Source organism: Mesorhizobium sp. M0587, assembly GCF_040320945.1.
Taxonomy (GTDB): Bacteria; Pseudomonadota; Alphaproteobacteria; order Rhizobiales; family Rhizobiaceae; genus Mesorhizobium.
The window spans coordinates 1-25,384 of the sequence record NZ_JAMYQP010000006.1; the positions used below are offsets into that span (position 1 = coordinate 1).

Genomic DNA, 25,384 nt, shown 5'->3' on the forward strand with positions numbered 1-25,384 from the left:
AAGTGACGTCGAGGCCTATTTCAACGATGCGCCGGCGGCAGAGCTGGCTACCAAGACCACACTCGAAAAGGCCCATGGACGCCTCGAAACACGCACTTACGCCGCCTCCGCCAATGTCTGCTGGATCAACTCGGAGCGCAGCTACCCGGGCCAGCCGCGCTTCCGCACCATCAAGACCATCCTCAAGGTTCACACCCGCCTCGAATATGCCGACCGAAGCAGCAGCGCCGAGACGCGCTACTACATCTGCTCCGCACCTTGCGACATCGAGCGCCTCGCCGCCGCAGCACGCGGCCATTGGGGTGTCGAGAGCATGCACTGGCTGCTCGACGTCGCCTTCAAGGACGACCTGTCGCGCTATCGCGCCGGAAACGGCGCCAAGAACATGGCTGCCGTGCGCCGCTTCGCCCTCAACCTCGTGCGCCTCGACAAATCAAAAGGCAGCGTCAAGACAAAGCGCAAAGCCGCGGGGTGGGACCCAGACTTCCTGCTCCAGATCCTCCAACAAAAATGACCGTTAACCTCGATTCCCCGCCGTGTGCTTCACCGCTCAGCGTGCGGCAATCAGCGCTCCGGTGCCGATCATGGCGCTGCCGGCAAATCTGTTCATCAGCCGCATCCGTCTCGGTGTCCTGAACCAGCTCGAGGCCCGGCCCGCCAGCGCTGCATAGATACCCATTGTAAGAATATTGACGCTGATCACGACGAGGACCACCAGCAGACCGTCGGCGAAGGTCATGGTGTCGAGATTGAGGATCAGCGGCATGATCGAGGCATGAAACAGAATCGCCTTCGGGTTGCCGAGTGCAATGGACGCGCCGAGCAGGAACGACCGAGACAATCCCGATTGAGGAGCCTGGGGGTCGTTGGGTTGTGTGGCGGCAGCTCGCCACATCCTGACGCCGAGAAAGATCAGATAGGCGGCGCCCGCATATTTCAACAGCAGAAAGATCCATTCGAACGTCTGCGCCAACGCCACCAGCCCGAGCAATGCGAGCGTCACCAGCACCGCATCGCCTGCTGCAACCCCAACGCCAGCCATGAAAGCACGAAGGAAACCGCGAGACACGCCATTGGTGATGACCGCGAACATCGCCGGTCCCGGCGTCGCGGCGGCCAGCGTGATCGCGGCGCAATAGGCCAGAAATGCCGTCAAAGTCATCGCCGTGTCTTCCCGTTCGGCACGCGTACCCGCCGGAAGATCGCAACGATCTCCTCGCGGCTGCATTCTATGGCGCCGAGCCGCACCGCGCGGTCGCGCTCGAAGCCGGTTATGTCATAGTGGGGAGCCGATGTCTTGGGCGGCCCCTGGTAGGACGAACGCTTGACGCCGAGCTCGGCGGCGAACCGATGCAACTCGTCCATATCGTCGGCCAGCAGATGGCACCAGCGATGGCCGGCCCACTTCCAGATCGCCGCATCGACATAGACAGCCATCAAGCTTGCCGTGGCGCTCAATTCGGCGCTGCTGCTATTTCGACGCCGGGCAAGGCTTCGATTGGTCGAACAGCGACAGGTTGACGAGCTTGCCGGTCATCGAGAACTGGCCATAATCCATCACGAGGTCGCGCGTGATGCCGTTTTCATGCAGCTTGAAGCTGATCCGGTATTCCGGCACCTCCTCGCCATCCTTGGTACTGTCGTCGAAATAGGCGATGTCGACCGGCCAGTACTTGTCGGTGGCGAGCTTCGCCAGCGCCGGCGCTTCCGGATCGGCTTTGTCGCCATCCGCCTTCTTTCCGACGACGACGGTGGTCGCCATCACCTTGTTGGCGTCCTCCGAACCGTCGAACAGGTTTGTCTGGTAGAAGTTTTCGCCTTTCTCGGCCTTGCCGATCAGTTCGACCAGATGCTGGGTCGGAAACTGGGTGGCGGCGAGCTCCAGACTGTTCTTTTCGGGCTTGTCGATGTCGACCTTGAGCCCTTTCGTGTCCTTCGTGGCGACGCCCTTGACCTCTTTGTCGAGGTTCTGGTCGACAAAGGATTTGGTCACGAATGAAAAGGTCTTGCCTTCGGCATCCTCGAAAGTGGTCGTCTGCTGGTCGGTCAGCTTCGTGCTGTCAGTTGTGACGATCCGGGTGACGAAACGGAATTTCACCGTATAGCCTTCGCAGGCCGAACCGTTGAACTCATAGACCATCCGGCCGGTGATACCGGTGATGCCGGAGCGATCGTCCGCCTTGTTCAGCGACAGGTCGTAGACGGCGCGGTGCGCTTGCAGCGCCGGCACGGCGAAAGCGGGGCCTATCGAGAAGACTGCCGACAACAGAACGGCGTTGAATGCAAGGCGCGTTGCGCGCATGAGGTGCTCCGATCGTCGCGGCTGATGGCAGGCCGCAGGTAAAGATGGCCCAGCTTAAAAAAAGTCGTGGCGGAAGCGAGGCAAAAATAGCAGTTTCGGCCCGGCCAGCGCGGCACCTTCCAGCAATAGGGAAAAGCAATGAGCGAAACAATCGAAAAGCGGCTAACCGATCTGGGCGTGACGCTTCCCGTGGCCGCCGCGCCTGCCGCCAACTACGTGCCCTACAGCAGGACCGGCAGCCTGCTGTTCACCGCCGGACAATTGCCGCTCAAGGACGGCAAGCTGCAGGCGAGCGGCCTGCTCGGCCGCGACGTCGACACCGCCGCCGGCAAGGACGCGGCAAAATACTGCGCGATCAACATTCTGGCGCAGGCCAAGGCTGCACTCGGCGATCTCGAGAAGATCCGCAAGCTGGTGAAGATCACCGTCTTCGTTGCGTCGGCGTCGGATTTCATCGAGCAGCATCTGGTTGCCAACGGCGCATCCGATTTCCTGGTCGCCGCTCTTGGCGAACGCGGCAAGCATGCCCGCTCCGCCGTCGGCACCGCCTCGCTGCCGCTTAATGCCGCAGTGGAAATCGAAGCGATCTTCGAAGTCGAGTGAAACACCATGACCGACCTATCCTGGCTGGCCGCCCGGCCCGTTGCGCACCGCGGCTTCCACGACATGAACAAGACGCGCTGGGAAAACACGCTTTCCGCCTTTGCCGCGGCAGCCGAGCGCGGCTATGCCATCGAATGCGATGTGCATCTGTCCTCGGACGGCGTTCCGGTCATCATCCATGATCAGGATCTGCAAAGGCTGACCGGACAGGACGGTTTCGTCTGGCAACGCACCGCGGCCGAGCTTGCGACGTTCAAGGTCGGCGGCACGTCGGACCATGTGCCGACGCTGCAGGAGGCGCTCGACCTGGTCGATGGTCGCGTGCCGATGGTCGTCGAACTGAAAGGAATTCCAGGCCGTGACGAAGGCTTGGTGGCGTGCGTCGGCAAGATGCTCAAGCGCTATCGGGGCAAGGCAGCGATCATGTCGTTCGATCACTGGCTGATCCGCGACTTTGCCAAACATGCGCCGGGCATTCCCGGCGGACTGACCGCCTACGGCAAGGACGCCAAATTGATCGAGGCGCATTTCGCCATGCTGGCGCACGAGCTCGCCTTCACCTCTTATGCCGCAGGCGACTTGCCGAATCCCTTCGTCAGCTTCGTGCGTGAAAAGCTCAAAATGCCGGTCATCACCTGGACGGTGCATGACCAGCCGGCGATCGACCTCACCTTCAAATATGCCGACCAGATGACGTTCGAAGGGTTCGAACCCGACCTGGTCGATGTCGCCTGAAGCCGGGTGCCTGAAACGTGACTTGTAGCGGCCTGAGCGGAGCTTAAATAAGCCTCATGGATCAAGGCGAAGACTGCGACGGCCAGACAACAAATGCGGAGTATTCGATCCGCGTCGCCGCCGGCGTCGGCGCTTTCACCCCGGATGAGTGGAACAGCCTCGGTGGCACCGCGCGCGGGGATGCGGATGACGATTACAACCCGCTCGTTTCCTTTGCTTTTTTGAGTGCACTCGAGGATTCCGGCTGTGCCGTGCGGCGCACCGGCTGGCAGGGCCATCATTTGCGGCTGGAGAATGCGCAAGGCAGGCTGCTTGGCGCGATTCCTTGTTACCTCAAATCGCACAGCCAGGGCGAATATGTGTTCGACCATGGCTGGTCCGATGCCTTCGAACGAGCCGGCGGCCGCTACTATCCCAAGCTGCAATGCTCGGTGCCGTTCTCGCCGGTAACCGGCCCTCGCCTGCTGGTCGCCAAGGACGAGGACGCCGGCACCGTCAAGGCCGGGCTGGCGGCGGGCCTGAAGGCAGTCACGGAGAAACTCGGCGTTTCCTCCGCGCATGTCACCTTCGCGCGCGAGAGCGACGTCGAGGTGCTGGAAGCGGCGGGGTTCCTGCATCGCACCGACCAGCAGTTCCATTTCGTCAATGACGGCTTTTCGACCTATGACGACTTCCTCGCCACGCTTGCCTCGCGCAAGCGCAAGGCGATGAAGAAGGAGAGGCGCGAGGCGCTTGCCGACGGCATCTCGATCGACTGGCTGACAGGCAAGGACCTGACTGAAAAGGCCTGGGATGATTTCTTCGCTTTCTACATGGACACCGGCAGCCGCAAATGGGGCCGGCCGTACCTGAACCGGCAATTCTTCTCGCTGATCGGCGAACGCATGGCCGACGACATCCTGCTGGTGATGGCCAGGCGCAACGGCCGCTACATTGCCGGCGCGATAAATTTCATCGGCTCCGATGCTCTCTACGGCCGCAACTGGGGCTGCATCGAGGATCATCCCTTCCTGCATTTCGAGGTCTGCTATCACCAGGCGATCGACTTCGCCATCCAACGCAAGCTGAAGGTGGTCGAGGCGGGCGCGCAGGGCGAGCACAAACTGGCGCGCGGCTACCGGCCCGTGACGATGCACTCCGCGCACTACATCGCGCATCCTGGCCTGCGCAATGCGGTTGCCGACTATCTCAGGCGCGAACGACGCGAGGTCGAGCGGATGAGCGAATATCTGGAAGAGCACACGCCGTTCCGCAAAGATCTGGAGGAGTAGCGACTGGGCCGCGCCGATGGGCAGGATCGATGATCATCTTGCCGAGTTTCGACGGCTTCGCTACACGAGAGGCACAATCGGGAGCCTTCGCCATGGCCGAAACCGCCTACGAAACCGACAACATCTTCGCCAAGATCTTGCGCGGCGAAATTCCCTCGCATCGCGTCTACGAGGACGAGGCGGTCATCGCCTTCATGGATGTGATGCCGCAGGGGCCGGGCCATACGCTGGTGGTGCCAAAGGCACCGTCGCGCAACCTGCTCGACGCCGACCCGTCAACCTTCGGTCCGCTTTTCTTGGTCGTCCAGAACGTGGCGCGGGCAGTCAAACGAGCCTTCGGCGCCGACGGCGTTACCGTCATGCAGTTCAATGAGCCGGCCTCGGGGCAGACCGTTTTCCACCTGCATGTGCATGTCATCCCGCGTTTCGACGGCATCCCGTTGAAGCCGCACTCGGGCGTGATGGAAAAGCCTGAAGTGCTGGCGCAGAACGCCGAGAAGATACGGGCCGCGCTTTCCGGAAAATCTTAGGCCTTTGTAAACCGAGCGATCATCGCGGCGGCTGAGACGACCACCCAGCGGCTGCTTCTTAATACTCCAGCAAGCCCTTGCGAGGCATTTCTCACGTCTCGCGCGAGAGGGACATGCATTGCAAGATACTTTCGAATATTTGAGCCGGCGGTCCGGGGCCAATGATGAGGCCGCTTTTTCAAAACTCTTGGTCGAATCGTTTCTTCGGCATCGCATTATTCATGCGGTTGCGCTGTTTACTCTGGGATTAGGCTTTGCGGTTGGCGCCCGGATCGGGAATTTGCCGGATTTCGCATTGCTTTACGAATATGCCTTTTATCTGGTGGTCTATTTCTGGATTTTTGGATGTGCATATGCAGTGTTCCGGCTGCTTCAACTGGCATTGGTCGATCGCGAAGTCTTCAGGAACCATGGGCATATCAGCGTTCCCTTCCATTCATGTCGCGTCATCCGTGCTTTTTGCGCTGTATGCAACGAGGCTGTCTCCACGGCTGGGCGTCGCAATGTGGATATTCGCGGCGATCATCATGCTCGGGTCCGTGGTTCTTGGGTGGCACTACGCCCCGGACGGCTACGCGGGTATACTGATCTCGGTCGCCATCTGGAAAATCACCGGAGTGGTATTGTCCCGGACGACCATTGCTTCCTGTTTCGCGAGCGAGATTCCTTTGGCCCGCCCCGAAGCTTCGTCGGTATAGTCAGGAGCGCTGGTGGGTTGCGAGGGGCGGATCCACAAGCCTCTGAAAGCTATTGGGTACGCCGCTCCCGGTAGACGCATTCCGCACACTGCACAGGGCTCACCCCATTGTTCGAATGAAAAAAGCCCCGTTTCCGGGGCTTTTTCGACTTTTCTCAGGATCAGTTCTTCCGGGGCAATTGCGGCACCAGGCTGCGCTTGCCGCCGTCCTTGCCCTTGGATTCCGGCTTCTGCGCCACCGCCTTCTTTGCGGCAGGCTTCTTGGCCACGGCCTTTCTCGGCTTGGGGGCGTCTTCCGGCTCTTCCTTCTTCGGTTTCACCGGCGCTTCGTCGGCCAGCGATTCGAGCTTCAGGCCGGTCTCGCCGGTTTCCTTCTTCTCGACGGTGACGCGCACCGTGCCGCCCTTCTTCAACTTGCCGAACAGCACCTCGTCGGCCAATGGCTTCTTGATGTGCTCCTGGATCACGCGGCCGAGCGGCCGTGCACCCATGCGCTCGTCATAGCCCTTGTCGGCCAGCCAGGCGATCGCATCCGACGACAGGTCGAAGGTAACGCCACGCTCGGAGAGCTGAGCCTCGAGCTGCATGACGAACTTCTGCACCACCTGATGGATGACCGGCACCGGCAGCGAACCGAACGGGATGATCGCATCGAGACGGTTGCGGAATTCCGGCGTGAACAGCCGGTTGATCGCCTCGACATCGTCGCCTTCGCGCTTGGTCGAGCCAAAACCGATCGCCGCGCGCTGCGCATCGGATGCGCCCGCATTGGTGGTCATGATCAGGATGACATTGCGGAAGTCGATCTGCTTGCCGTTGTGGTCGGTCAGCTTGCCGTGGTCCATCACCTGCAACAGGATGTTAAACAGGTCCGGATGCGCCTTCTCCACCTCGTCCAGCAACAGCACGCAGTGCGGATGCTGGTCGACGCCGTCGGTCAAAAGACCGCCCTGGTCGAAGCCGACATAGCCGGGAGGCGCGCCGATCAGCCGTGAGACGGTGTGGCGTTCCATGTACTCCGACATGTCGAAGCGGATCAGCTCGACGCCGAGCGAGGCGGCCAATTGCTTGGCGACCTCCGTCTTGCCGACGCCGGTTGGTCCCGAGAACAGGTAGGAGCCGATCGGTTTCTCCGGTTCGCGAAGGCCGGCGCGCGCCAGCTTGATCGCCGAGGTCAGCGCGGTGATCGCGGTGTCCTGGCCGTAGACGACGCGCTTCAACTCGATGTCGAGGCCTTGCAGCACCTTCTCGTCGTCGGCCGAAACCGTCTTCGGCGGGATACGCGCCATTGTGGCGATCGTCGCTTCGATCTCCTTGATGCCGATCGTCTTCTTGCGCTTGGCTTCCGGCACCAGCATCTGCGAGGCGCCGGTTTCGTCGATCACGTCGATCGCTTTGTCCGGCAGCTTGCGGTCGTTGATGTAGCGCGCCGACAGCTCGACCGAGGCCTTGATCGCCTCGCTCGTGTAGCGAACCTTGTGGAACTCCTCGAAATAGGGCTTCAGCCCCTTCATAATCTCGATGGCGTCCTCGATGGTCGGCTCATTGACGTCGATCTTCTGGAAGCGCCGCACCAGAGCACGGTCCTTTTCGAAGAACTGCCGGAACTCCTTGTAGGTGGTCGAGCCGATGCAGCGGATCGCACCCGACGACAGGGCCGGTTTCAACAGGTTGGACGCATCCATGGCGCCGCCCGACGTGGCCCCTGCCCCGATCACCGTGTGGATCTCGTCGATGAACAGCACGGCGCCGGGATAGTCCTCGAGTTCTTTGACGACCTGCTTCAGCCGTTCCTCGAAATCGCCGCGATAGCGCGTACCGGCGAGCAGCGTGCCCATGTCAAGCGCGAAGATGGTCGCGTTGAGCAGCACCTCTGGCACGTCGCCCTCGACGATCCGCTTGGCCAGCCCCTCGGCGATCGCCGTCTTGCCGACGCCGGGATCACCGACATAGAGCGGGTTGTTCTTGGAGCGGCGGCACAGCACCTGGATGGTGCGGTTGATCTCCGACTCGCGGCCGATCAGCGGATCGATCTTGCCGGCCTTGGCCTTGTTGTTGAGGTTGACGCAATAAGCGGTCAGCGCGTCCTGCTGCTGCTTCTTCTTGCCGCCTTCCTCTTGCGGTTCGGCCCCGTTCTGGCCGCCCTGCTCGTCATCGGCGCCGCGCGGCGAGCGCGTCTCCGATGCGCCCGGACGCTTGGCGATGCCGTGCGAGATGTAGTTGACCGCATCGTAGCGGGTCATCTGCTGTTCCTGCAGGAAATAGGCGGCATGGCTCTCGCGCTCGGCGAAGATGGCGACGAGCACGTTGGCACCCGACACTTCCTCGCGGCCCGACGACTGCACATGGATCACCGCGCGCTGGATGACGCGCTGGAAGCCGGCTGTCGGCTTGGAATCCTCGTCGTAGCCGGTGACCAGATTGTCGAGCTCGGTGTCGATATAGGTGAGAACCGTGTGCTTCAGCTCATCGAGATCGACGTTGCAGGCGCGCATGACCGCGGCCGCTTCCGTGTCGTCGATAAGCGCGAGCAGCAGATGTTCAAGGGTTGCGTATTCATGGTGCCGCTCATTGGCGAGCGTCAGCGCCTGGTGAAGCGCCTTTTCCAGGCCTTGGGAGAAAGCCGGCATGTTACCTCACTTCTTCTCCATCACGCATTGCAGCGGATGCTGATTCTGTCGGGCGAAATCCATGACCTGAGACACTTTGGTCTCGGCCACCTCGAATGTATAGACCCCGCACTCGCCCACTCCATGATTGTGAACATGAAGCATGATGCGTGTGGCGGCTTCGCGGTCTTTCTGGAAAAAGCGTTCCAGCACGTGAACCACGAACTCCATGGGCGTGTAGTCGTCGTTGAGGATGAGGACCCGGTAAAGGCTAGGCTTCTTGGTCTTGGTTTTGGTGCGCGTGATCACAGCGGTCCCGCGGCCGGCCTCATTGCCGCCGCCGCCGTTCTGCATCCGCGCCACTTGTCTCGTGGCAGTCAAACCGATCGTCACGTAATCCTGCCTCTTCGAATCCTCATGCGAACTCGACATGTAGGTGTTCGATGGACGATTTTAAGCCCTTCTGTTTAGCTGACAATATGGCTAGGTGGCCAAACTTGACCGATTTTCGCAATCGTGAAGGGGTATGGGGGCCTGAAGCGGAAATTGACATGAAAAAACCCGGCCACGCTTGCGCGACCGGGCTTTGTCCCAGACCCAAAGGGCCTGATTCCGATAATGTCAGACGAAACTACTTCGTCTTGGCGACAATCGATTCGAACGGCTTGTAGGCTTCCTTGGCGAGTTCGGCATAAAGATCGCCAATTTTGGTGGCCTCGGCGACGAACGCCTCGTAGGACTGTTTGGCGTAGTCGGACTGGATCTCGATCGCCTTCTCCAGCGACTTGGCCGAAAACAGCTTCTCGACAGCGGCGCTGCCGGCATCGAAGCTCTTCTTGGTGTACTCGCCGGCTTCGCTGGCGATCGCCTGCGCACCCTTGGAGAGCGAAGCGAAGCTCTTCAATCCGGTATCGGCAAACTCCTTGCCGTATTTGCTGAAGTCCTCATAGGTCTGGGTCATTTCACGCTTTCCCTTGACGGTTGAAGCGTCCTTCTTCGGGGCGCCCTTGTGCAATGCACGATAAATATATTGTGCGGCGCACAAAAGTCAACGTTTTCGCCAAGGCTTGGGCCCGCACCAGCGGCCAATCGCTAAAAATCAAATAAAGAAAGCTTCAAGCCCGAAGAAAATGGTGAACGCGGCGGTTACCATAAACGGATTGGTAACGCTGCCCCGGTAGCTTGGCCCGAAGTGAGGCAGGACCCTTTGCCGCCTCCAACGCAACGGGCAATTCAAGGGAAATATCAGTGCGTCAGGCGTTGTCGGGCATCGTTTCCAAATCCGTGTCCCCTCTCAAAACGATCATGATCGTCGCCTTGGCGATGACGTTTGTCGTCGCGGACGCAGCCTCGTCGCTGGCGGCGAAATCCGCGGCCATCGTCGTCGACGCCAAGACCGGCAAGGTGCTCTATTCCTCGGATGCCAACGGCCGGCGCTATCCCGCTTCGCTGACCAAGATGATGACGCTTTATCTGACGTTCGAAGCACTGGCGAAGGGCAGGATCGCCAGGAACTCGCCGGTTGTCTTTTCCGCCAATGCCGCGGCCGAGCCGCCGACGAAGCTCGGCGTCAAGCCGGGCGGTTCGGTCACAGTGGAAACCGCGATCCTCTCGATGGTCACCAAGTCGGCGAACGACTCAGCGACCGCGCTCGGCGAAATGCTCGGCGGCAATGAGACCAATTTCGCCCGCATGATGACCGCCAAGGCGCGGCAGCTCGGCATGAGCGGCACCGTGTTCCGCAACGCCAACGGCCTGCCCGATCCCGGCCAGTTCACCACGGCTCGCGACATGGCCACGCTCGGCATCGCGCTCAGGGAGCATTTCCCGCAATATTACGGCTATTTCTCGCAGCGCTCTTTTCTCTATGGCCGCCAGCGCATCAACGGCCACAACCGGCTGCTCGGACGCATCAAGGGCGTGGACGGCATCAAGACCGGCTACACCCGCGCCTCCGGCTTCAATCTCGTCTCGTCGGTGTCCGACGGCAATCGCAGGCTCGTCGCCGTGGTCATGGGCGGCACCTCGGGCGGCAGCCGCGACAACCAGATGGCGTCCCTGATCAACACCTACATGCCGAGAGCCTCGACACGCGGCGGCGGCGGCCTCGTCGCCCAGGCCGACGGCGACAGCAATCCGATCAAGGCGCTTGCCAAGGTGCTGCTGCCCAAGCACGACGCACCGACCCCGGACGAAAAGCCGATGGCGGTGGCCAGCGCCGATGACACGGACGACGCTGCCGTCGCCGACGACGCCACCGTAGCGGAAGACGGCGCTGTCCAGAGCGAACAGGAAGACAGCACGGCCCAGAGCGAAGAGGCTGCACCACTCGTCAAGGCGAAGAAGGTCAAGACGGTGATCGTGTCGGCTCCTCAGGTCGCCACGGCCCAGGTGGTGGCGGCCTATGCCGAACCCGCTCCAACTGTCGATCCGGTCAACACCGCATCGGTACCGTCGGGTTGGGCCATCCAAATCGCCTCTTCGCCAAAACAGTCGGAGGCCCAGGCATTCCTCGACAAGACCACTAAACAGGCACCCAAGGTCCTGGCCGACGCTTCCGGCTTTACTGTCGCTTTCGACAAGGACGGCGTCACCTACTACCGCGCCCGCTTCGGCGGCTTTGGTTCCAAAACCGCCGCCTGGAAGGCCTGCACCGCTTTGAAGAAGAAGAACATCGAGTGCTACGCCGTCCAGCAGTAGGACGGCGTCGAAAACATCTCCCGGAAAAATTCTGCGTCGAAGGAGACTAGTTGTGATTGGAGAGCAAGACGTCCTTGGCTTCGTTGATCCGCGCCGCCAGGAAAGACGTGCCGCCGACATCGGGGTGCAGGCGCTGCATCAGGCGGCGGTGCGCTTTGCGGACATCCGCCGCGGCGGCCCCCGCTTCAAGACCAAGGACCTTGTAGGCCTCCTCCTTAGTCATGGCGCCCGCACTTGGCGCAATACCCAGCCCTTCGCCACTGTCCGTCTCAGCGTGTTTGCGCCAGACGGGAAATCTGCCGTCAAGATACGTCTCTAGCAATTGCCGGCTCTCGCGATCGCCTGAAAGTTCGCGAAACAGCTGCATCAGTTCGGCACGTCCCATCGCGCCAAGCATCTTGCCGTCGTGGCGGCCGGCAAGAACCAGGCCCTCGAGGCCGCCGGTATCATGATCGAGTTCCATCTCCAGCGCGGCCGTTCGCACGGTTGAACGCCTTCGGGGCGCCGGCCTTGAATTCGGCCGCGTCATGCGCGCGACGCCATACCATGCGATTGCCGCGACCAGGATGATGCCGCCGATCCCTTCGCGACCGACCGCGAGCACAGCGGCACCCACCAGGGCCAGCAATATTGGCCCCAGCGCTCTCATCGAGCCTGCCAACCTCGCTGGGTCGGCACGCAGAAACGCGGTGGCTACGCTCAGCAGCACCAGAACCAACGCGACCAGGACGATAATTGCGCCTAACATTTCCTACCGCCCCGCGGTCCCTTGTCCGACCAGACACCGCGTGATTTCGTTCAACACTTTTTCTGTGCCGGAATCATGGCCTTCCCGGACAAGGAGAGGATGGCCACACAAGGGGTTCTCGTCGCTCACAGATTTCAAGATGTGGCGTTGTTGCGCGGCTTGCAAGGCCAGTACAGGCAAGGTTGATGGCCACCGACCGGCGGCGGCTGGTGCAGAAGAGCGCGTCAGTGTGACAGTTGGATTTACAGCAAGCCCAAATCCGCAAGCTCGCGCCTGAGTTTCGGCGGCATCTCGACCAGCCCTGACTTGCCTTTGCCGAGGTCGGCCGGCGCATCCGATGGTTTCAGGTAACGCCAGCCTTGGAAAGCCCGGCGCGGCTGCCAATCGGTGCGCACCACCTCGGGATCAAGCATCAGATGGCAGCGGCCGATACCATCGTCGTCGGTGAACGGCCGGATCTCGGTGATCAACTGGCGGCATTGCACGTTGCCCTTGATCACCCAATAGAGCGAACCGCCGTCGGTGATTTCGTTGCCGCGCGTCGGCACCATGCGGGTCGTGTGCCAGTGCTCGGCCGGTTCGCCCGCCCGGTGCCGTTCGTCGAGGCGGAACGCGATCCATTCCTCGAGATCCTCGACGCTGTCGCAGCCGACGCAAAGCTTTAGGAGATTGAGAGCCATTTTCGAAGATTTAATCCGGCGAACGAACGCGTCAACGGCCTGAACGAGTTCTCCACAGTGCCAGATGCTGGCTCAGCACTCGACAACGTTGACGGCAAGACCACCCAAGCTGGTTTCCTTGTACTTCTCGTTCATATCGAGCCCGGTCTGGCGCATGGTTTCGATCGCCGCATCGAGCGGCACGAAGTGGATGCCGTCGCCCTTTATGGCGAGTGACGCCGCCGTCACCGCCTTGACCGCACCCAGCGCATTGCGCTCGATGCACGGTACTTGCACCAGCCCGCCGACCGGATCGCAGGTCATGCCGAGGTGATGCTCCAGCGCGATCTCGGCGGCGTTCTCGACCTGCTCGGGAGTGCCGCCCATGACGGCGCACAGACCGGCGGCCGCCATTGCCGAGGCGGAACCCACCTCGCCCTGGCAGCCGACCTCGGCGCCCGAGATCGATGCGTTCGTCTTGATGATGCCGCCGACGGCCGCCGCCGTGAGCAGGAAATCGCGGATGCTCGGCTGGTCGGCCTCGGGATGGAAGTGCAGCCAGTAGCGCAGCACCGCCGGTAATGTACCCGCCGCGCCATTGGTCGGCGCCGTGACGACGCGCCCGCCGGCCGCGTTCTCCTCGTTGACCGCCATCGCGTAGATCGACAACCAGTCATTGGCGAGCAGCGGGTTGGGCCGGTTCTGCTGCCACTGCTCCTGCAGCTTGTCGTGGAGTCGCCTGGCGCGTCGGCGCACCTTCAGCCCGCCTGGCATGATGCCGTCCTGCGATAGGCCGCGATCGATGCAGCTCTTCATGGCGTTCCAGATGCCGTCGAGCCCGGCATCGAGTTCCTCGCGCGACATCTGTGTTTCCTCGTTGACGCGCTTCATGTCGGCGATGGAGAGCCCGCTTTTGCCCGCCATCGCCAGCATTTCGACGGCATTTTTGAAGGGATACGGCACTTTCTTCCCTTCGGTCGTCACCGAGCCCTTGGTTTTCATGCGCTGCAGTTCTTCTTCAGAGACCACGAAGCCGCCGCCGATCGAATAGTAGATGCGTTTGAGCAGCAGTCGGCCGCCGGCGTCATAAGCATAGAACGCCATGCCGTTGGCATGGCCGGCGAGCGGCGTCTTGCGATCCAGCACCAGGTCGGTGGCCGGGTCGAAGCGATAGGATGGATGGCCGGGCGGCGATATCAGCTTCTCCGCGGCAATATGGCTGACAATGCCGTCGGCCCGGTCGGGATCGACTGTTTGCGGAGTCTGGCCGGCGAGGCCCAGAATGACGGCGCGGTCGCTGCCGTGGCCGATGCCGGTGTAGGCGAGCGAACCGTGCAGGCTGGCGCCGATACGGGCGACCTTGGCGCCGGCCGGACGAGGCCAGTCGTCACCCGCCACCTCGTCGAGGAACCGCCGCGCGGCCGTCATCGGACCCATCGTGTGCGAACTCGAGGGTCCAATGCCGATCTTGAACAGGTCGAAAACCGAAAGGAACACGTTGTCTCCTGGCATCATGTCGAGGACTACATATAGGAATTCCCTGGAATGTTTCCGCTCTTTTGAGGATCGCGGCCCAGCACCTGCCGACCTCGTTTGCTCCGGCAGCGACATTGGTTGTCGATCACGACATACGGCGATCGAAGCGCTGGCTGGATATGGTAAATTCAACGCATGGGCGATTCCCTCGATCTTTCCTTAGCCGATCTAATGGCGCTGGCTTTTTTCCTCGCCGCATGGGTGCTGCATACGCTCGCCTCCGACGGCAGGCTGGTCAGCCGCATGTCGCTGACGAGGGCTATGGATACGCAGCGACAAGCCTGGATGCGCACCATGGCCGAGCGCGAGATCCGCATCGTCGACACCGCCATCATGAGCGGCCTGCAGCAGGGAACCGCCTTCTTCGCCTCCAGTTCGCTGATCGCGCTGGGCGGCTGCTTTGCCTTGCTGGGCGCGTCCGACCGGGTCCTTGAAGTGCTGAGCAGCCTGCCCCTGGGCGGCGCGCCGTCGCGCTCGGCCTTCCAGATAAAGGTGTTGGGGCTGGTGCTGATCCTCGCCTTTTCATTCTTCAAATTCGGCTGGGCCTACCGGCTGTTCAACTATTGCACGATCCTGATCGGCGCCGTGCCGATCCCGCATGGGGAAGCCTCGCGCAACCCGGTCACGGAGACAGCGGTGTGGCGCGCGGCGCAGATGAACATGCTTGCCGGCAAGCATTTCAACTCGGGCCTGCGCGGCGTGTTCTTCTCGATCGGTTATCTCGGCTGGTTCGTCGACCCGTTGGTGTTCGTGCTGTCGACGCTTCTGCTGCTATCCGTTCTGGTGCGGCGCCAGTTCTTCTCGGCAGCGCGACGCGCCGTGATCGGTCAGCCGCCCGGCGCAGGGAAAGGTTGATCGATGCGGCCCGAAAGCCAATAGGCAAAGAGTCCGATCCATTCGCGGATCGCGAAGGTCGTGGCTTGCAGCGAGTCGGCCGGATTGTCGCGGAACACTCCGATGCCCTCGCGCCCCGACGTGCGGTAATCCACCGGCCAGGGAACGGTCGCGAAGCCGGCCTTGTCGAACAGCGCCTTGGCACGAGGCATGTGAAAGGCCGAGGTCACCAGCAACCAGGTTTCCCCGGGTTTAGGCGTTATCAACGCCTTGGTGAAGACGGCATTCTCGTAGGTGTTGCGGGATTTGTTCTCGAGGATCAGGCGTTCCGGCGCCACCCCGAGCGCGCCAAGCAGGCGCGGCCCGGTGTCGGCATCGCCCTCGCCGTCGAGGAACAGTTCGCCATTGCCGCCGGAGACGACCACCCTCGCATCAGGAAAGCGCCGCGCCAGCACGGCGGTTTCGACCATCCGGTCGCCGCCGGCATTCAGCTCATAGCCGCCGCGCGCCAGGTTGATCCCGCCCTCGAAGCCGCCACCGAGCACGACGATCCCATCGATCCTCTGCGGCAGCGGCGGGCGTGGAAAGCGTTCCTCCAGCGGGTTGAGGAGCAATGCGCCGAGCGATGTCCAGGCCGACAGAGCAAGGATCAGAAAGGAAAGCACGCTGCCGGCGGCGGCAAGCCGACGGCGGCCGATCATGGCCGCGATCAGCCCTGCCAGCAGCAGAAAGATAGCCAGATTCAGCGGCTGGATGAAGAACCAGAAGATCTTGGAAACATAGAAGAACATCCCTCACCCCATTGCAGCGCCGCGCGCCCTTTCGGGGTCATACGCTAGATGAGAGAGGATCTTACCACCACTTCTCCGGCTGGAACGTGCCGGCTGCCCGCTCGATGACGGCGGCCGTCTGGAACAGCGTCTCTTCCTCGAATGGCCTGCCGATCAGCTGCAGACCGAGCGGCAGTCCCTTGGGGTCGAGGCCGGCGGGCACGGCGATGCCCGGCAGGCCGGCCATATTCACGGTGACGGTGAAGATGTCGTTGAGGTACATCTTGACCGGATCGGCGGCCATGTCCTCGTCGGCGATGCCGAAGGCGGCGGACGGCGTTGCCGGGGTCAGAATGACGTCGACGCCCGCGGCGAAGACAGTCTCGAAGTCGCGCTTGATCAAACTGCGCACTTTCTGCGCCTGCAGATAGTAGGCGTCGTAATAGCCGGCCGACAGCACATAGGTTCCGATCATGATGCGGCGCTTGACCTCACGGCCGAAGCCGGCGGCTCGGGTCTTCTCGTACATCTCGGCGATATCCTTGCCCGGTACGCGCAAGCCGTAGCGGACGCCGTCATAGCGGGCGAGGTTGGAGGAGGCCTCGGCGGGCGCCACGATATAGTAGGCCGGCAGCGCGTATTTCGTGTGTGGCAAGGAGATGTCGACGATCTCGGCGCCCGCGTCCTTCAGCCAGGCAATGCCTTTCTGCCACAGCGCCTCGATCTCTTCGGGCATGCCGTCGACGCGGTATTCCTTGGGAATGCCGATCTTCATGCCCTTGATCGGCTTGCCGATCGCAGCCTCGTAGTCCGGCACTGGGCGATCGACCGAGGTCGTGTCCTTCGGATCGACGGAGGCCATGGATTTGAGCAGGATCGCGGCATCGCGCACGTCGCGGGCGATCGGCCCGGCCTGATCGAGCGACGAGGCGAAGGCGACGATGCCCCAGCGCGAGCAGCGGCCATAGGTCGGCTTGATGCCGACCGTGCCGGTGAACGCGGCCGGCTGGCGGATCGACCCGCCAGTGTCCGTCGCAGTCGCGCCGGCGCACAGGAACGCCGAGACGGCGGTAGCCGACCCGCCGGAAGAACCACCCGGCACCAGCTGCGCATTGTCCAGGCTGCGCGCTGTCCTGGTGCCGCCGGCGGAGACAAAACCGCCATCGCCCTGATGCGTCGTCGGCATCACCACCGTGTCGAGGCGCGAGCGCCGCCACGGATTGATGACCGGACCATAATAGGAAGTCTCGTTGGACGAGCCCATGGCGAATTCGTCCATGTTGAGCTTGCCCAGCATGACCGCGCCGTCGGCCCATAAATTGGCCGTGACGGTCGATTCGTAGTGCGGCTTGAAACCGTCGAGCACATGGCTGCAGGCTTGGGTGTGGACCCCTTCGGTGCCGAACAGGTCCTTGATGCCGAGCGGGATGCCTTCCAGCGCACCGCCCTCGCCCTTGACCAGCCTGGCGTCGCACGCCTTGGCCATGTCGCGGGCCTTGTCGCCGGTGACCTCCACATATGCGTTGAGCGCCGGATTGGCACGATCGATGGCCGAGAGGTAAGCCTCGGTGATCTCGGTCGCGGTGATTTCCTTGCCGCGCAGCTTGGCGCGGGCCTGCGAAATCGTCAGCTGGGTCAGGTCGCTCATCAAAGGCTCTTTTCGTAAAACACCGACCACTCGGAATCGGGATAATCCAGTACCGGGCCGCAACGCGAAAACCCGGCGCGTTCGTAGACTGTCCAGGCGGCGGGATGACGGTCGCCCGTCTCCAGCACCAGCCGCTTCAACCCCTCATCGCGCGCCAGCGCCCCGATCCGCTCGACGATCCCAGCGCCGATCTTGCGGCCGCGATGCGAAGGCCGCGTGTACATGCGCTTGATCTCGCCGATGGCGCCGTCGTGGCGCTTCAGCGCGCCGCAGCCGATGGCCAGGCCGTCGTCGCGGGCGATGAAAACGGTCGTATCCTCACCGGCCATCTGCTCGACCGTCAGGTGGTAGCAATGCTCCGGCGGCGTCAGTTCGAGCAAGGTTTGGTTGAGTTCGTTGACCAGCCCGCGCACATCGTCCTGCAGTGGCGTCTCGATGGCGATCTCGATTGCCATCGGCGCGCTACTCCATGACCTTCGGAACGAGGAAGAAATTTTCGTCGGTCGCCGGCGCATTGGCGACGATGTCGGCGGCCTTGCTGCCGTCGGTGACGACGTCTTGGCGCTTCTTCATCTCCATCGGCGTCACCGAGGTCATCGGCTCGACTCCGGAAACGTCGACCTCGTTCAGCTGCTCGACAAAGCCAAGGATGGCGTTCAGCTCGCCTGTCATGCGTTCGGCGTCTTCTTCGTTCACTGCGATGCGGGCGAGATGCGCTACGCGCTTCACTGTCTTGACATCAACGGACATGTTTTGCCTCGGGGAAAACCAGTCCGGGGCTATAGCGGCGCCGCGCGCACGGCGCAACATGCATCGTGCAGGAGATCAGGCCATGGCGGCCGGCACTTCGGCCATCGGTCGCCGACAGGATGCCGTCTATGGCAGCGCCACGCCTTCACACAGATAGTAGCTGCCGCCGTTGCCGCTTGCCGAGCTTTCGTCGTCAACGGGCCGGACCGACACGAGATCGACTTGCTTCGGGTTCATTTGCGTCACCGAGAGGACATCCGGAAAGACATAGCCCGGTTCCTGGCAGATTGCCGTCACCGCCCAGCTTGGCGAAGCTGTCGCCTTGCTGACCTGAACGAACTCGCAATTGTACTCGACGCTTTGCAGACCATGGGCCGAAAGCACGATGTTGCCGGCGTCGATCAGCGTCTGCAGCGTATCTTTTTTGGCCTGTGCGCAAAGCTCTTCGGACTGAAGGTAGACGCCCTCGATGAAATCATCCGCGGCAAGCGCGGGCGACGCCGCGACAAACATGGACACGCAAAGAGATTGTCTCAACACCATGCTCTCGTTCCATTTTTGCTGCCTCTAGATCGTAATCGTCTCGCCAATCCCGGGCAATGCCACCTTCACGCCGGATCCTTCCAGTCCGGCCTCGAACTTGTCGGCGGTCGGATCGATCATCGGAAACGTGCCGAAGTGGCAAGGGACAACGGCTTCGAACTTGAAGAAGCGCTGGCAGGCAAGTGCTGCCACCGCGCCCCCCATGGTGAAGCGGTCGCCGATCGGCACGATGCCGATCTTGGGTTCATGCAACTCGTTGATCAGCGCCATGTCGGAAAAGATATCGGTGTCACCCATGTGGTAGAGCGTTTTGTCCTGCGGGAAATGCAGGACGAGGCCGCCCGGATTGCCGAGATAGACATTCTTGCCACCTTCTTCGCCAAACGAGGAGGAATGCAATGCCTGGACGAAAGTGGTGGTGAAGCCGCCGCAATCGACGGTGCCACCGATGTTGCCCGGGTTGATCTTCTTGTCGCTGACGCCCTTGCCGACCAGATACATGCAGATCTCGAAATTGGCGACCAGTTGGGCGCCGCTTTTGCCCAGCACTTCCAGCGCGCCGCTGATATGGTCGCTATGGCCATGCGTCAGCAGCACATGCGTTACGTCCTCTGCCGGCCCTTCCCAGCCGCCCGTCCACGACGGGTTGCCGATCAGATAGGGATCGATGAGAATCTTGACGTCGCCGGTTTCGATGCGGAAGGCGGAGTGGCCATACCAGGTCAGTTTCATCACTACGTTCCTCGATTTTTGCCGTGCCAGAGGATAGAACGCCGATAGCCCAGAGATCAAAGGGTTCCTGCATCCACCGCGTGTTTCGACATAACGCGCGGCGTTGAAAAGGCGAAGGACTGCCGTTGAGCATTATCACGATCGAGGAATTGCCGGGCCGCCTTGCCGGCGGCAAGACGCTGGCCGGGCTCGACCTCGGCGACAAGACGATCGGCGTCGCGGTTTCGGACCGGGGGTTCTCCTTCGCCCATCCGCGACCGGTCATCATGCGCAGAAAGTTCTCGCTCGACGCCGCCGTTCTACTGGCCTTGCTGAAGAAAGAGAACGTCGGAGCAGTGGCGATTGGGCTGCCGATCAATATGGATGGGTCCGAAGGGCCGCGCGCACAGAAATCGCGCGCCTTCGTGCGCAACATGGCGCAGATAAGCGACCTGCCCTTCGTTTTCTGGGATGAAAGATTGTCGACGGTCGCGGCCGAACGGACCCTGATCGAAATGGATTTCTCGCGCGCCAAACGCGCCGGCAAGATCGATTCGGCTGCAGCCGCCTTTATTCTGCAGGGAGTTTTGGACCGGCTTCAGTCACTCGATGCAGCCGCTCGAACGGAACCGGACCCGCCCAACGCCGCTTGATCCAACCCAGAATTTCGCGGCGGCGGCGAAATGCCCATATCGCGATCAGAAGCAGGCCGTCGAACACGCAGGCCTTCGCCACCATGCCGGGGATAATGGCCGGATCGATGCCGAGCAGTTCGCCGTAGATCTGGAACACGAAATCGTGCAGCTGCCGGGTCAGCATGACATAGCCGAAATTCATGTCGTTGAGCGACAGGTAGAACCAGCCCCAGAAAAGCGCCATCGGAGCGGCCCACAATGCGAAGATGTAACGCATCACTGGCCTCCATTCCGGGTCGAGCCGGTCCGGCCCGAGATCAGCGAGAGCAATGAAATATGGGCCGCGGCTTTTGCCATGCCGTGCGCCGTGACGTGGATATCGCCTTCGACCAGCGCGGCCGCGGAGCGCCGTTCGGCAAGCATCGCGACATAGGACGCCTGAAGTGCGGCGAGTTGCACGGCAACGACCATGAAAAGGCCGTTAATGCCTTGCGCGGCGCCACCGATCAGGATCATCGACAGTACGCCGGAAGCGGAAATGAAGGCGATACGCACGACGCTGTCGGCCTCCAGCTTGGTCGCATCGCTGACCAGCGTGTCGACAAAGGCCCAGAAGAACAGCACCGCCACGACAAGCAATGCGATCGCCAAGGGCGCGACCACGACGACATTTTCGAGGTCCGCAAACCGGGCACTCTCGATGGTTACGCCGAGCACGCCGAGCGCCGCTGCCACACCACGGTTTCCGTCGATGCAGATCAGCGCCAGCAAGGCAAAGACGATCGCCCAGTGTACGGACAAAAAAGAGGTCAATACGTGTCGCATCGAAATTCCTGCTTCGCAAAGCAAGGAACAGCCAATCTGAACCATTCCTCGCTCCGGCAGGACAGTGGGCCTTGCCGACGCCCCTCGCAACGGAAACCATTTGTTAAGGTTAACGCCGTCGGGCACGGCACATGCGGATGTTCGCCGGCGCCTCAAATCGGGGCGGACCCGGTTTTGGACAGCGCCGGGCTCAATTCACCGGCGGATAGAGCGTGTCGATGATCATCCGGGCGTCGTGACGCGAATCGAGCATGCCATAGGTGGTGCGCCATTGGCCGGCTAGGCGCGTCTCGACGAAAGCATCGGCGATCCGCCCTGCCCCCAGCCGGCGCAATTCCGCCGCCGCCGCCGAAAGCGCCAGTTGCTCGGTAAGCAGACGCGCCGAGCCCTCGTCGGTCGCGGCGACCTGCATCGCCGCCTTCAGCACGCCGATCGTGCCTCGCCCGCCGGCCCCCAGGTCACGATCGATGCCGGCCAGGACGTCATCGAACAGGCCGGGCGCGCGGCCAAGCACGCGCAGCACATCGAGCGCCATGACATTGCCCGACCCTTCCCAGATCGCGTTGACCGGGGCTTCGCGATAGTAGCGGGCGAGCGGTGCCTCCTCGACATAACCATTGCCGCCAAGACACTCCATCGCCTCGTAGAGCAGCGGCGGCGCGATCTTGCAGACCCAGTATTTGACGACCGGCGTCATGGCACGGGCAAACGCCGCCTCGCCGCGGTCGCTGGCCGCCTCGTCGAAGGAACGCGCCAGCCGGAACGACAATGCCGTGGCGGCGGCGACGTCGAGCGCCATGTCGGCCAGCACGCGCTGCATCAGCGGCTGTTCGATCAACGTCGAGCCGAACACCTGGCGATGGCGGGCATGATGAATGGCCTCGGCGAGGCCGGCGCGCATGATCGCCGAGGACGCCACGGCGCAATCCAGCCGCGTCAACGTCACCATGTCCATGATTGTCTTCACGCCGGCGCCGGGTTCGCCGACCATCTCGCCGATGGCATTGACGAATTCCACTTCGGAAGACGCGTTGGAGCGGTTGCCGAGCTTGTCCTTCAGCCGCTGGAAACGGAACCCGTTGCCCGAGCCATCGCCGAGAACACGCGGCACCAGGAAGCACGACAGTCCCTCCGGCGCCTGCGCCAGCACCAGGAAGGCATCCGACATCGGCGCCGACATGAACCATTTGTGGCCCGTCAGGCGATAGAATCCGCTGCCGGCGCGTTCGGCTTTCGTCACGTTGGCGCGCACATCGGTGCCGCCCTGCTTCTCGGTCATGCCCATGCCGAGCGTCAGCCCGCTCTTCTCGACCGGCGGTTTTTGGCTCTGGTCATATTTGCGCGTCGTCACGCGCGGGGCCCATTCGCGAAACAGCTTTGGGCTGGCCATCAATGCCGCCAGCGAAGCGCTGGTCATGGTGATGGGACAGAGATGCCCGGTCTCGAGCTCGGCCGTCAGGTAGAAGCGGGCGGCGCGCACCTGATGGCGGCGGCCGATCTCGGCGTCGCCGTTTTCCCACACCGAGGAATGCAGCCCATTGGCCACCGAGCGGCGCATCAAGGCGTGATAGGCGGGGTGGAACTCGACCAGGTCGATACGCCGTCCCTGGCGGTCATGCGTCCTGAGCTTCGGTGTCTCGACATTGGCGAGACGGGCCAGTTCTTGCGCTTCCTGCGTGAGGACGAAACGGCCAAGCCCGTCGAGATCCTTGCGCACCGGATCGGAAAAGCGCTCGGCGAGCTGGATCAGCAACGGATCGCCCCGCCACGCGTTGCCGCCCGTCAGCGGCGGCGGCTGGTTGGTCACGTCGTCGGTCACGCCCAATCCTTCTATCGGTAGAAAGGTCCTTCTCGTCGGAAAGCCACGAATCCAAGGCCGTCGGCTAGATATAGACCAAGCCATGCAATGCGCGCGACGAAAATACCGGGGAGAACGGCTTCAATCCAAAGCTGGCGCTTGCGGGCACAAAATCCGCACCCTATAGCAGCCCCTTGAGATGACCGACGCTTCGTCCCTGCCACTCTACCCTCACCGCCATCTTCTAGGCATCCGCGATCTTTCGCCGGCCGACATCGAGCTTCTGCTCGACAGGGCGGATCGGGCTGTCGCGATCTCGCGGCAATCCGAGAAAAAGACCTCGACGCTGCGCGGCCGCACCCAGATCAACCTTTTCTATGAAGCCTCGACGCGCACGCAGTCGTCGTTCGAACTCGCCGGAAAGCGGCTCGGCGCCGATGTCATGAACATGTCGGTGGCGAGTTCTTCGGTGAAGAAGGGCGAGACGCTGATCGATACGGCGATGACGCTCAACGCCATGCGGCCCGACATATTGATCATCCGCCACCAGTCGGCGGGTGCCGCAGCCCTGCTGGCGCAAAAGGTTGGTTGCTCCGTGGTCAACGCCGGCGACGGCGCCCATGAGCACCCGACACAGGCGCTGCTCGACGCTCTGACCATCCGTCGCGCCAAGGGGCCGCTGTCGAAACTGATCGTGGCGATTTGCGGCGACATACTGCATTCGCGCGTGGCGCGCTCCAACATCATGCTGCTCAACGCGCTCGGCGCCCAGGTGCGCGTCGTTGCACCGTCGACGCTGCTGCCCTCGGGCATCGACAAGATGGGCGTCATCGTCTCCCGCTCGATGGCCGAGGGTCTCAAGGATGCCGATGTGGTGATGATGCTGCGCCTGCAGCGGGAGCGGATGGAAGGCGCCTTCGTGCCTTCGGTTCGCGAATATTTCCGCTATTTCGGCCTCGATGCCGAGAAGCTTAAGGCAGCCAAGGACGACGCGCTGGTGATGCATCCAGGCCCGATGAACCGCGGCGTCGAGATCGCCTCGGAAATCGCCGATGGTCCGCAAAGCGTCATCCAGGAACAGGTCGAGATGGGCGTCGCAGTGCGCATGGCGGTCATGGAAGCGCTGCTCGATCCCCGTCGCAATCATCAAGAGGGCCGCAATCACGAGGGTCGCGGCGCATGAGCACGATGGTCTTCCAGCGCGCCCGCATCGTCGATCCCTCGCGCGGCATCGACGAAGTCGGCTCCGTCATCGTCGAGGGAAGGAAGATCGCCGCCGCAGGCAAGGCCGCGCTGAACCAGGGCGCGCCCGAGGGCGCAACCGTCGTCGACTGCGCTGGCAAGACCATCATTCCAGGCCTCGTCGATGGACGCGTCTTCATCGGCGAGCCGGGCGGCGAGCATCGCGAAACCATCGCTTCGGCGAGTGTCGCGGCGGCGGCCGGCGGCGTCACTTCGATCGTCATGATGCCCGATACCGATCCGGTAATCGACAATGTGGCGCTGGTCGAGTTCGTGCTGCGTACCGCCAAGGACACGGCAATCGTCAACATCTTTCCGGCGGCGGCGATCACCAAAGGCCTCGACGGCCGCGAGATGACCGAGTTCGGCCTGCTGCGCGAGGCCGGCGCCGTCGCCTTCACCGATGGCCGCCACACCATATCGAGCGCGTTGGTGATGCGCCGCGCGCTGACTTACGCGCGCGATTTCGGCGCCATGATCGTCCATGAGACGCAGGACGCCGACCTCGCCTCGGCCGGCGTCATGAACGAGGGTCTCTATGCGAGCTGGCTTGGCCTTTCCGGCATCCCGCGCGAAGCCGAATCCATTCCGCTGGAACGCGATCTGGCTCTGGCGCGCCTGACGCGAGGCTCCTACCACGCGGCGAAGATCTCGACGGCGATGGCGGCTGGATCGGTGGCGCGTGCGAAAGCCGATGGCGCGAACGTGACATCAGGCGTGTCGATCCACAATCTGTCGCTCAACGAAAACGACGTCGGCGAATACCGCACCTTCTTCCGCCTGACGCCGCCGCTCCGCGCCGAGGAAGACCGGCTGGCGATGATCGAGGCGGTCAGGGATGGCACGATCGACGTCATCGTTTCCTCGCACGATCCGCAAGACGTCGATACCAAACGCCTGCCCTTTGCCGATGCAGCGGCCGGCGCCATCGGGCTGGAGACGCTCTTTGGCGCTGCTCTGCGGCTCTATCACAATGGCGACGTGCCGCTGCTCCGGCTGATCGAGACATTGTCAACCGCTCCGGCAAAGCTGTTCGGCCTGCCTGGCGGCACGTTGAAGCCGGGCGCCGTCGCAGATCTTGCGCTGGTCGATCTCGACGAGCCCTGGATCGTCAGCGAGAGCGGCATTCGTTCGCGCTCGAAAAACACCTGCTTCGAGGGTGCGCGGCTGCAAGGCAAGGTCTTGCAAACGCTGGTGGCGGGCCGCACAGTGTTTTCGGCCTGAGCCAACTGCCGCGC

29 protein-coding genes are annotated in these 25,384 nt (G+C 62.4%); 11 read left to right on the forward strand and 18 right to left on the reverse strand.

Annotated features, from left to right (window positions below; translation table 11 throughout):
• A partial coding sequence (locus NKI49_RS07245) for an ISAs1 family transposase (protein WP_352695592.1) occupies nt 1-514 on the forward strand: 514 nt, incomplete at its 5' end.
• Between the two features lie 36 nt (nt 515-550).
• Here the strand turns inward: NKI49_RS07245 and NKI49_RS07250 are convergent.
• The 3 genes from NKI49_RS07250 to NKI49_RS07260 are packed head-to-tail and all read right to left on the reverse strand — an operon-like array spanning nt 551 to nt 2,302.
• On the reverse strand, nt 551-1,162 hold the full coding sequence (locus tag NKI49_RS07250) for a LysE family translocator (RefSeq protein WP_352599358.1): 612 nt from the start codon (nt 1,160-1,162) through the stop codon (nt 551-553).
• The gene (locus tag NKI49_RS07255) at nt 1,159-1,437 is read right to left on the reverse strand and encodes a DUF4031 domain-containing protein (RefSeq protein ID WP_027025109.1); all 279 of its coding nucleotides are present in this window, start codon (nt 1,435-1,437) and stop codon (nt 1,159-1,161) included. Before NKI49_RS07255 ends, NKI49_RS07250 begins: the two co-directional genes overlap by 4 nt.
• A 34-nt stretch (nt 1,438-1,471) precedes the next feature.
• Nucleotides 1,472-2,302, reverse strand: a complete 831-nt coding sequence (locus tag NKI49_RS07260) for a cell envelope integrity EipB family protein (RefSeq protein ID WP_352599356.1) — start codon at nt 2,300-2,302, stop codon at nt 1,472-1,474.
• 138 nt (nt 2,303-2,440) lie between these two features.
• On the opposite strand from NKI49_RS07260, the gene NKI49_RS07265 reads away from it, so the two are divergent.
• From NKI49_RS07265 to NKI49_RS33365, 5 genes are all read left to right on the forward strand, one after another.
• Complete coding sequence (locus tag NKI49_RS07265) at nt 2,441-2,905, forward strand: RidA family protein (protein WP_352599354.1); 465 nt, start codon at nt 2,441-2,443, stop codon at nt 2,903-2,905.
• Nucleotides 2,906-2,911: 6 nt separating this feature from the next.
• Nucleotides 2,912-3,640: a glycerophosphodiester phosphodiesterase gene (locus tag NKI49_RS07270; protein WP_352599352.1), complete on the forward strand. Its 729-nt coding sequence runs from the start codon at nt 2,912-2,914 to the stop codon at nt 3,638-3,640.
• 56 nt (nt 3,641-3,696) lie between these two features.
• A complete protein-coding gene (locus NKI49_RS07275) occupies nt 3,697-4,911 on the forward strand; it encodes a GNAT family N-acetyltransferase (RefSeq protein ID WP_352599350.1) in 1,215 nt (404 codons plus the stop codon).
• A gap of 92 nt (nt 4,912-5,003) precedes the next feature.
• Nucleotides 5,004-5,441, forward strand: a complete 438-nt coding sequence (locus tag NKI49_RS07280) for an HIT family protein (RefSeq protein ID WP_352599377.1) — start codon at nt 5,004-5,006, stop codon at nt 5,439-5,441.
• 118 nt (nt 5,442-5,559) lie between these two features.
• Nucleotides 5,560-6,213 carry a hypothetical protein gene (locus NKI49_RS33365; protein ID WP_502899487.1) on the forward strand — a complete coding sequence of 218 codons (654 nt, stop codon included), beginning with the start codon at nt 5,560-5,562 and terminating at the stop codon, nt 6,211-6,213.
• A gap of 86 nt (nt 6,214-6,299) precedes the next feature.
• Here NKI49_RS33365 and clpA read toward each other — a convergent pair whose 3' ends face one another.
• From clpA to NKI49_RS07300, 3 genes are all read right to left on the reverse strand, one after another.
• Nucleotides 6,300-8,768 carry an ATP-dependent Clp protease ATP-binding subunit ClpA gene (gene clpA, locus NKI49_RS07290; RefSeq protein WP_352599346.1) on the reverse strand — a complete coding sequence of 823 codons (2,469 nt, stop codon included), beginning with the start codon at nt 8,766-8,768 and terminating at the stop codon, nt 6,300-6,302.
• A gap of 6 nt (nt 8,769-8,774) precedes the next feature.
• The gene (clpS, locus tag NKI49_RS07295) at nt 8,775-9,101 is read right to left on the reverse strand and encodes an ATP-dependent Clp protease adapter ClpS (protein WP_352599375.1); all 327 of its coding nucleotides are present in this window, start codon (nt 9,099-9,101) and stop codon (nt 8,775-8,777) included.
• Nucleotides 9,102-9,378: 277 nt separating this feature from the next.
• Nucleotides 9,379-9,708, reverse strand: coding sequence for a phasin family protein (locus NKI49_RS07300; RefSeq protein ID WP_027025117.1), 330 nt, complete (start codon nt 9,706-9,708; stop codon nt 9,379-9,381).
• 287 nt (nt 9,709-9,995) lie between these two features.
• Here NKI49_RS07300 and NKI49_RS07305 point away from each other — a divergent pair, with 287 nt between their 5' ends.
• Nucleotides 9,996-11,447 (forward strand): D-alanyl-D-alanine carboxypeptidase, encoded by a 1,452-nt coding sequence (locus tag NKI49_RS07305; protein ID WP_352599343.1) that lies wholly within the window; start codon nt 9,996-9,998, stop codon nt 11,445-11,447.
• Between the two features lie 46 nt (nt 11,448-11,493).
• Here NKI49_RS07305 and NKI49_RS07310 read toward each other — a convergent pair whose 3' ends face one another.
• The 3 genes from NKI49_RS07310 to NKI49_RS07320 all read right to left on the reverse strand — a co-directional run bounded on the left by NKI49_RS07310 (nt 11,494) and on the right by NKI49_RS07320 (nt 14,351).
• Nucleotides 11,494-12,195 (reverse strand): DnaJ domain-containing protein, encoded by a 702-nt coding sequence (locus NKI49_RS07310; protein WP_352599341.1) that lies wholly within the window; start codon nt 12,193-12,195, stop codon nt 11,494-11,496.
• A gap of 242 nt (nt 12,196-12,437) precedes the next feature.
• Nucleotides 12,438-12,875: a DUF1489 family protein gene (locus NKI49_RS07315; protein WP_352599339.1), complete on the reverse strand. Its 438-nt coding sequence runs from the start codon at nt 12,873-12,875 to the stop codon at nt 12,438-12,440.
• A gap of 72 nt (nt 12,876-12,947) precedes the next feature.
• Nucleotides 12,948-14,351 carry an L-serine ammonia-lyase gene (locus NKI49_RS07320; RefSeq protein ID WP_352599337.1) on the reverse strand — a complete coding sequence of 468 codons (1,404 nt, stop codon included), beginning with the start codon at nt 14,349-14,351 and terminating at the stop codon, nt 12,948-12,950.
• Between the two features lie 174 nt (nt 14,352-14,525).
• On the opposite strand from NKI49_RS07320, the gene NKI49_RS07325 reads away from it, so the two are divergent.
• Nucleotides 14,526-15,245: a DUF599 domain-containing protein gene (locus NKI49_RS07325; RefSeq protein ID WP_352599335.1), complete on the forward strand. Its 720-nt coding sequence runs from the start codon at nt 14,526-14,528 to the stop codon at nt 15,243-15,245.
• Here the strand turns inward: NKI49_RS07325 and NKI49_RS07330 are convergent.
• From NKI49_RS07330 to NKI49_RS07355, 6 genes are all read right to left on the reverse strand, one after another.
• A complete protein-coding gene (locus NKI49_RS07330; protein ID WP_352599333.1) occupies nt 15,218-16,015 on the reverse strand; it encodes a YdcF family protein in 798 nt (265 codons plus the stop codon). The two genes, NKI49_RS07325 and NKI49_RS07330, sit on opposite strands and share 28 nt — an antisense overlap.
• A 61-nt stretch (nt 16,016-16,076) precedes the next feature.
• Nucleotides 16,077-17,642, reverse strand: a complete 1,566-nt coding sequence (locus NKI49_RS07335) for an amidase (RefSeq protein ID WP_352599331.1) — start codon at nt 17,640-17,642, stop codon at nt 16,077-16,079.
• Nucleotides 17,642-18,097, reverse strand: a complete 456-nt coding sequence (locus NKI49_RS07340) for a GNAT family N-acetyltransferase (RefSeq protein ID WP_352599329.1) — start codon at nt 18,095-18,097, stop codon at nt 17,642-17,644. The genes NKI49_RS07335 and NKI49_RS07340 overlap by 1 nt, the downstream gene beginning before the upstream one ends.
• A gap of 7 nt (nt 18,098-18,104) precedes the next feature.
• Nucleotides 18,105-18,392: an Asp-tRNA(Asn)/Glu-tRNA(Gln) amidotransferase subunit GatC gene (gene gatC, locus NKI49_RS07345; protein ID WP_352599327.1), complete on the reverse strand. Its 288-nt coding sequence runs from the start codon at nt 18,390-18,392 to the stop codon at nt 18,105-18,107.
• Nucleotides 18,393-18,518: 126 nt separating this feature from the next.
• Nucleotides 18,519-18,935: a hypothetical protein gene (locus tag NKI49_RS07350; protein ID WP_352599325.1), complete on the reverse strand. Its 417-nt coding sequence runs from the start codon at nt 18,933-18,935 to the stop codon at nt 18,519-18,521.
• Nucleotides 18,936-18,959: 24 nt separating this feature from the next.
• On the reverse strand, nt 18,960-19,667 hold the full coding sequence (locus tag NKI49_RS07355) for a metal-dependent hydrolase (protein ID WP_352599323.1): 708 nt from the start codon (nt 19,665-19,667) through the stop codon (nt 18,960-18,962).
• Between the two features lie 125 nt (nt 19,668-19,792).
• Here NKI49_RS07355 and ruvX point away from each other — a divergent pair, with 125 nt between their 5' ends.
• Entirely contained in the window at nt 19,793-20,299 is a 507-nt protein-coding gene (gene ruvX / locus NKI49_RS07360; protein ID WP_352599321.1) for a Holliday junction resolvase RuvX, read from the forward strand.
• Here the strand turns inward: ruvX and NKI49_RS07365 are convergent.
• The 3 genes from NKI49_RS07365 to NKI49_RS07375 form a co-directional block, all read right to left on the reverse strand.
• A complete protein-coding gene (locus NKI49_RS07365) occupies nt 20,217-20,558 on the reverse strand; it encodes a DUF6105 family protein (protein ID WP_352599319.1) in 342 nt (113 codons plus the stop codon). The genes ruvX and NKI49_RS07365 overlap by 83 nt on opposite strands.
• Nucleotides 20,558-21,106 carry a hypothetical protein gene (locus NKI49_RS07370; protein ID WP_352599317.1) on the reverse strand — a complete coding sequence of 183 codons (549 nt, stop codon included), beginning with the start codon at nt 21,104-21,106 and terminating at the stop codon, nt 20,558-20,560. The genes NKI49_RS07365 and NKI49_RS07370 overlap by 1 nt, the downstream gene beginning before the upstream one ends.
• 190 nt (nt 21,107-21,296) lie before the next feature.
• The gene (locus NKI49_RS07375; protein ID WP_352599315.1) at nt 21,297-22,925 is read right to left on the reverse strand and encodes a DNA alkylation response protein; all 1,629 of its coding nucleotides are present in this window, start codon (nt 22,923-22,925) and stop codon (nt 21,297-21,299) included.
• 178 nt (nt 22,926-23,103) lie between these two features.
• Between NKI49_RS07375 and NKI49_RS07380 the strand changes: the two genes are divergently transcribed.
• Nucleotides 23,104-24,087 carry an aspartate carbamoyltransferase catalytic subunit gene (locus NKI49_RS07380; RefSeq protein ID WP_352599313.1) on the forward strand — a complete coding sequence of 328 codons (984 nt, stop codon included), beginning with the start codon at nt 23,104-23,106 and terminating at the stop codon, nt 24,085-24,087.
• Nucleotides 24,084-25,370: a dihydroorotase gene (locus NKI49_RS07385; protein ID WP_352599311.1), complete on the forward strand. Its 1,287-nt coding sequence runs from the start codon at nt 24,084-24,086 to the stop codon at nt 25,368-25,370. Before NKI49_RS07380 ends, NKI49_RS07385 begins: the two co-directional genes overlap by 4 nt.
• Nucleotides 25,371-25,384 lie beyond the last annotated feature (14 nt).

Excerpts from the sequence above, each read along its gene's own strand:
- NKI49_RS07250 (WP_352599358.1), bottom strand. The coding sequence starts at position 1,162 with ATGACTTTGACGGCATTTCTGGCCTATTGCGCCGCGATCACGCTGGCC.
- NKI49_RS07255 (WP_027025109.1), bottom strand. The coding sequence starts at position 1,437 with ATGGCTGTCTATGTCGATGCGGCGATCTGGAAGTGGGCCGGCCATCGC.
- NKI49_RS07260 (WP_352599356.1), bottom strand. The coding sequence starts at position 2,302 with ATGCGCGCAACGCGCCTTGCATTCAACGCCGTTCTGTTGTCGGCAGTC.
- NKI49_RS07265 (WP_352599354.1), top strand. The coding sequence starts at position 2,441 with ATGAGCGAAACAATCGAAAAGCGGCTAACCGATCTGGGCGTGACGCTT.
- NKI49_RS07270 (WP_352599352.1), top strand. The coding sequence starts at position 2,912 with ATGACCGACCTATCCTGGCTGGCCGCCCGGCCCGTTGCGCACCGCGGC.
- NKI49_RS07275 (WP_352599350.1), top strand. The coding sequence starts at position 3,697 with ATGGATCAAGGCGAAGACTGCGACGGCCAGACAACAAATGCGGAGTAT.
- NKI49_RS07280 (WP_352599377.1), top strand. The coding sequence starts at position 5,004 with ATGGCCGAAACCGCCTACGAAACCGACAACATCTTCGCCAAGATCTTG.
- clpA (WP_352599346.1), bottom strand. The coding sequence starts at position 8,768 with ATGCCGGCTTTCTCCCAAGGCCTGGAAAAGGCGCTTCACCAGGCGCTG.
- clpS (WP_352599375.1), bottom strand. The coding sequence starts at position 9,101 with ATGCAGAACGGCGGCGGCGGCAATGAGGCCGGCCGCGGGACCGCTGTG.
- NKI49_RS07300 (WP_027025117.1), bottom strand. The coding sequence starts at position 9,708 with ATGACCCAGACCTATGAGGACTTCAGCAAATACGGCAAGGAGTTTGCC.
- NKI49_RS07310 (WP_352599341.1), bottom strand. The coding sequence starts at position 12,195 with ATGTTAGGCGCAATTATCGTCCTGGTCGCGTTGGTTCTGGTGCTGCTG.
- NKI49_RS07315 (WP_352599339.1), bottom strand. The coding sequence starts at position 12,875 with ATGGCTCTCAATCTCCTAAAGCTTTGCGTCGGCTGCGACAGCGTCGAG.
- NKI49_RS07325 (WP_352599335.1), top strand. The coding sequence starts at position 14,526 with ATGGGCGATTCCCTCGATCTTTCCTTAGCCGATCTAATGGCGCTGGCT.
- NKI49_RS07330 (WP_352599333.1), bottom strand. The coding sequence starts at position 16,015 with ATGTTCTTCTATGTTTCCAAGATCTTCTGGTTCTTCATCCAGCCGCTG.
- NKI49_RS07335 (WP_352599331.1), bottom strand. The coding sequence starts at position 17,642 with ATGAGCGACCTGACCCAGCTGACGATTTCGCAGGCCCGCGCCAAGCTG.
- NKI49_RS07340 (WP_352599329.1), bottom strand. The coding sequence starts at position 18,097 with ATGGCAATCGAGATCGCCATCGAGACGCCACTGCAGGACGATGTGCGC.
- gatC (WP_352599327.1), bottom strand. The coding sequence starts at position 18,392 with ATGTCCGTTGATGTCAAGACAGTGAAGCGCGTAGCGCATCTCGCCCGC.
- NKI49_RS07350 (WP_352599325.1), bottom strand. The coding sequence starts at position 18,935 with ATGGTGTTGAGACAATCTCTTTGCGTGTCCATGTTTGTCGCGGCGTCG.
- NKI49_RS07355 (WP_352599323.1), bottom strand. The coding sequence starts at position 19,667 with ATGAAACTGACCTGGTATGGCCACTCCGCCTTCCGCATCGAAACCGGC.
- NKI49_RS07365 (WP_352599319.1), bottom strand. The coding sequence starts at position 20,558 with ATGCGTTACATCTTCGCATTGTGGGCCGCTCCGATGGCGCTTTTCTGG.
- NKI49_RS07370 (WP_352599317.1), bottom strand. The coding sequence starts at position 21,106 with ATGCGACACGTATTGACCTCTTTTTTGTCCGTACACTGGGCGATCGTC.
- NKI49_RS07380 (WP_352599313.1), top strand. The coding sequence starts at position 23,104 with ATGACCGACGCTTCGTCCCTGCCACTCTACCCTCACCGCCATCTTCTA.
- NKI49_RS07385 (WP_352599311.1), top strand. The coding sequence starts at position 24,084 with ATGAGCACGATGGTCTTCCAGCGCGCCCGCATCGTCGATCCCTCGCGC.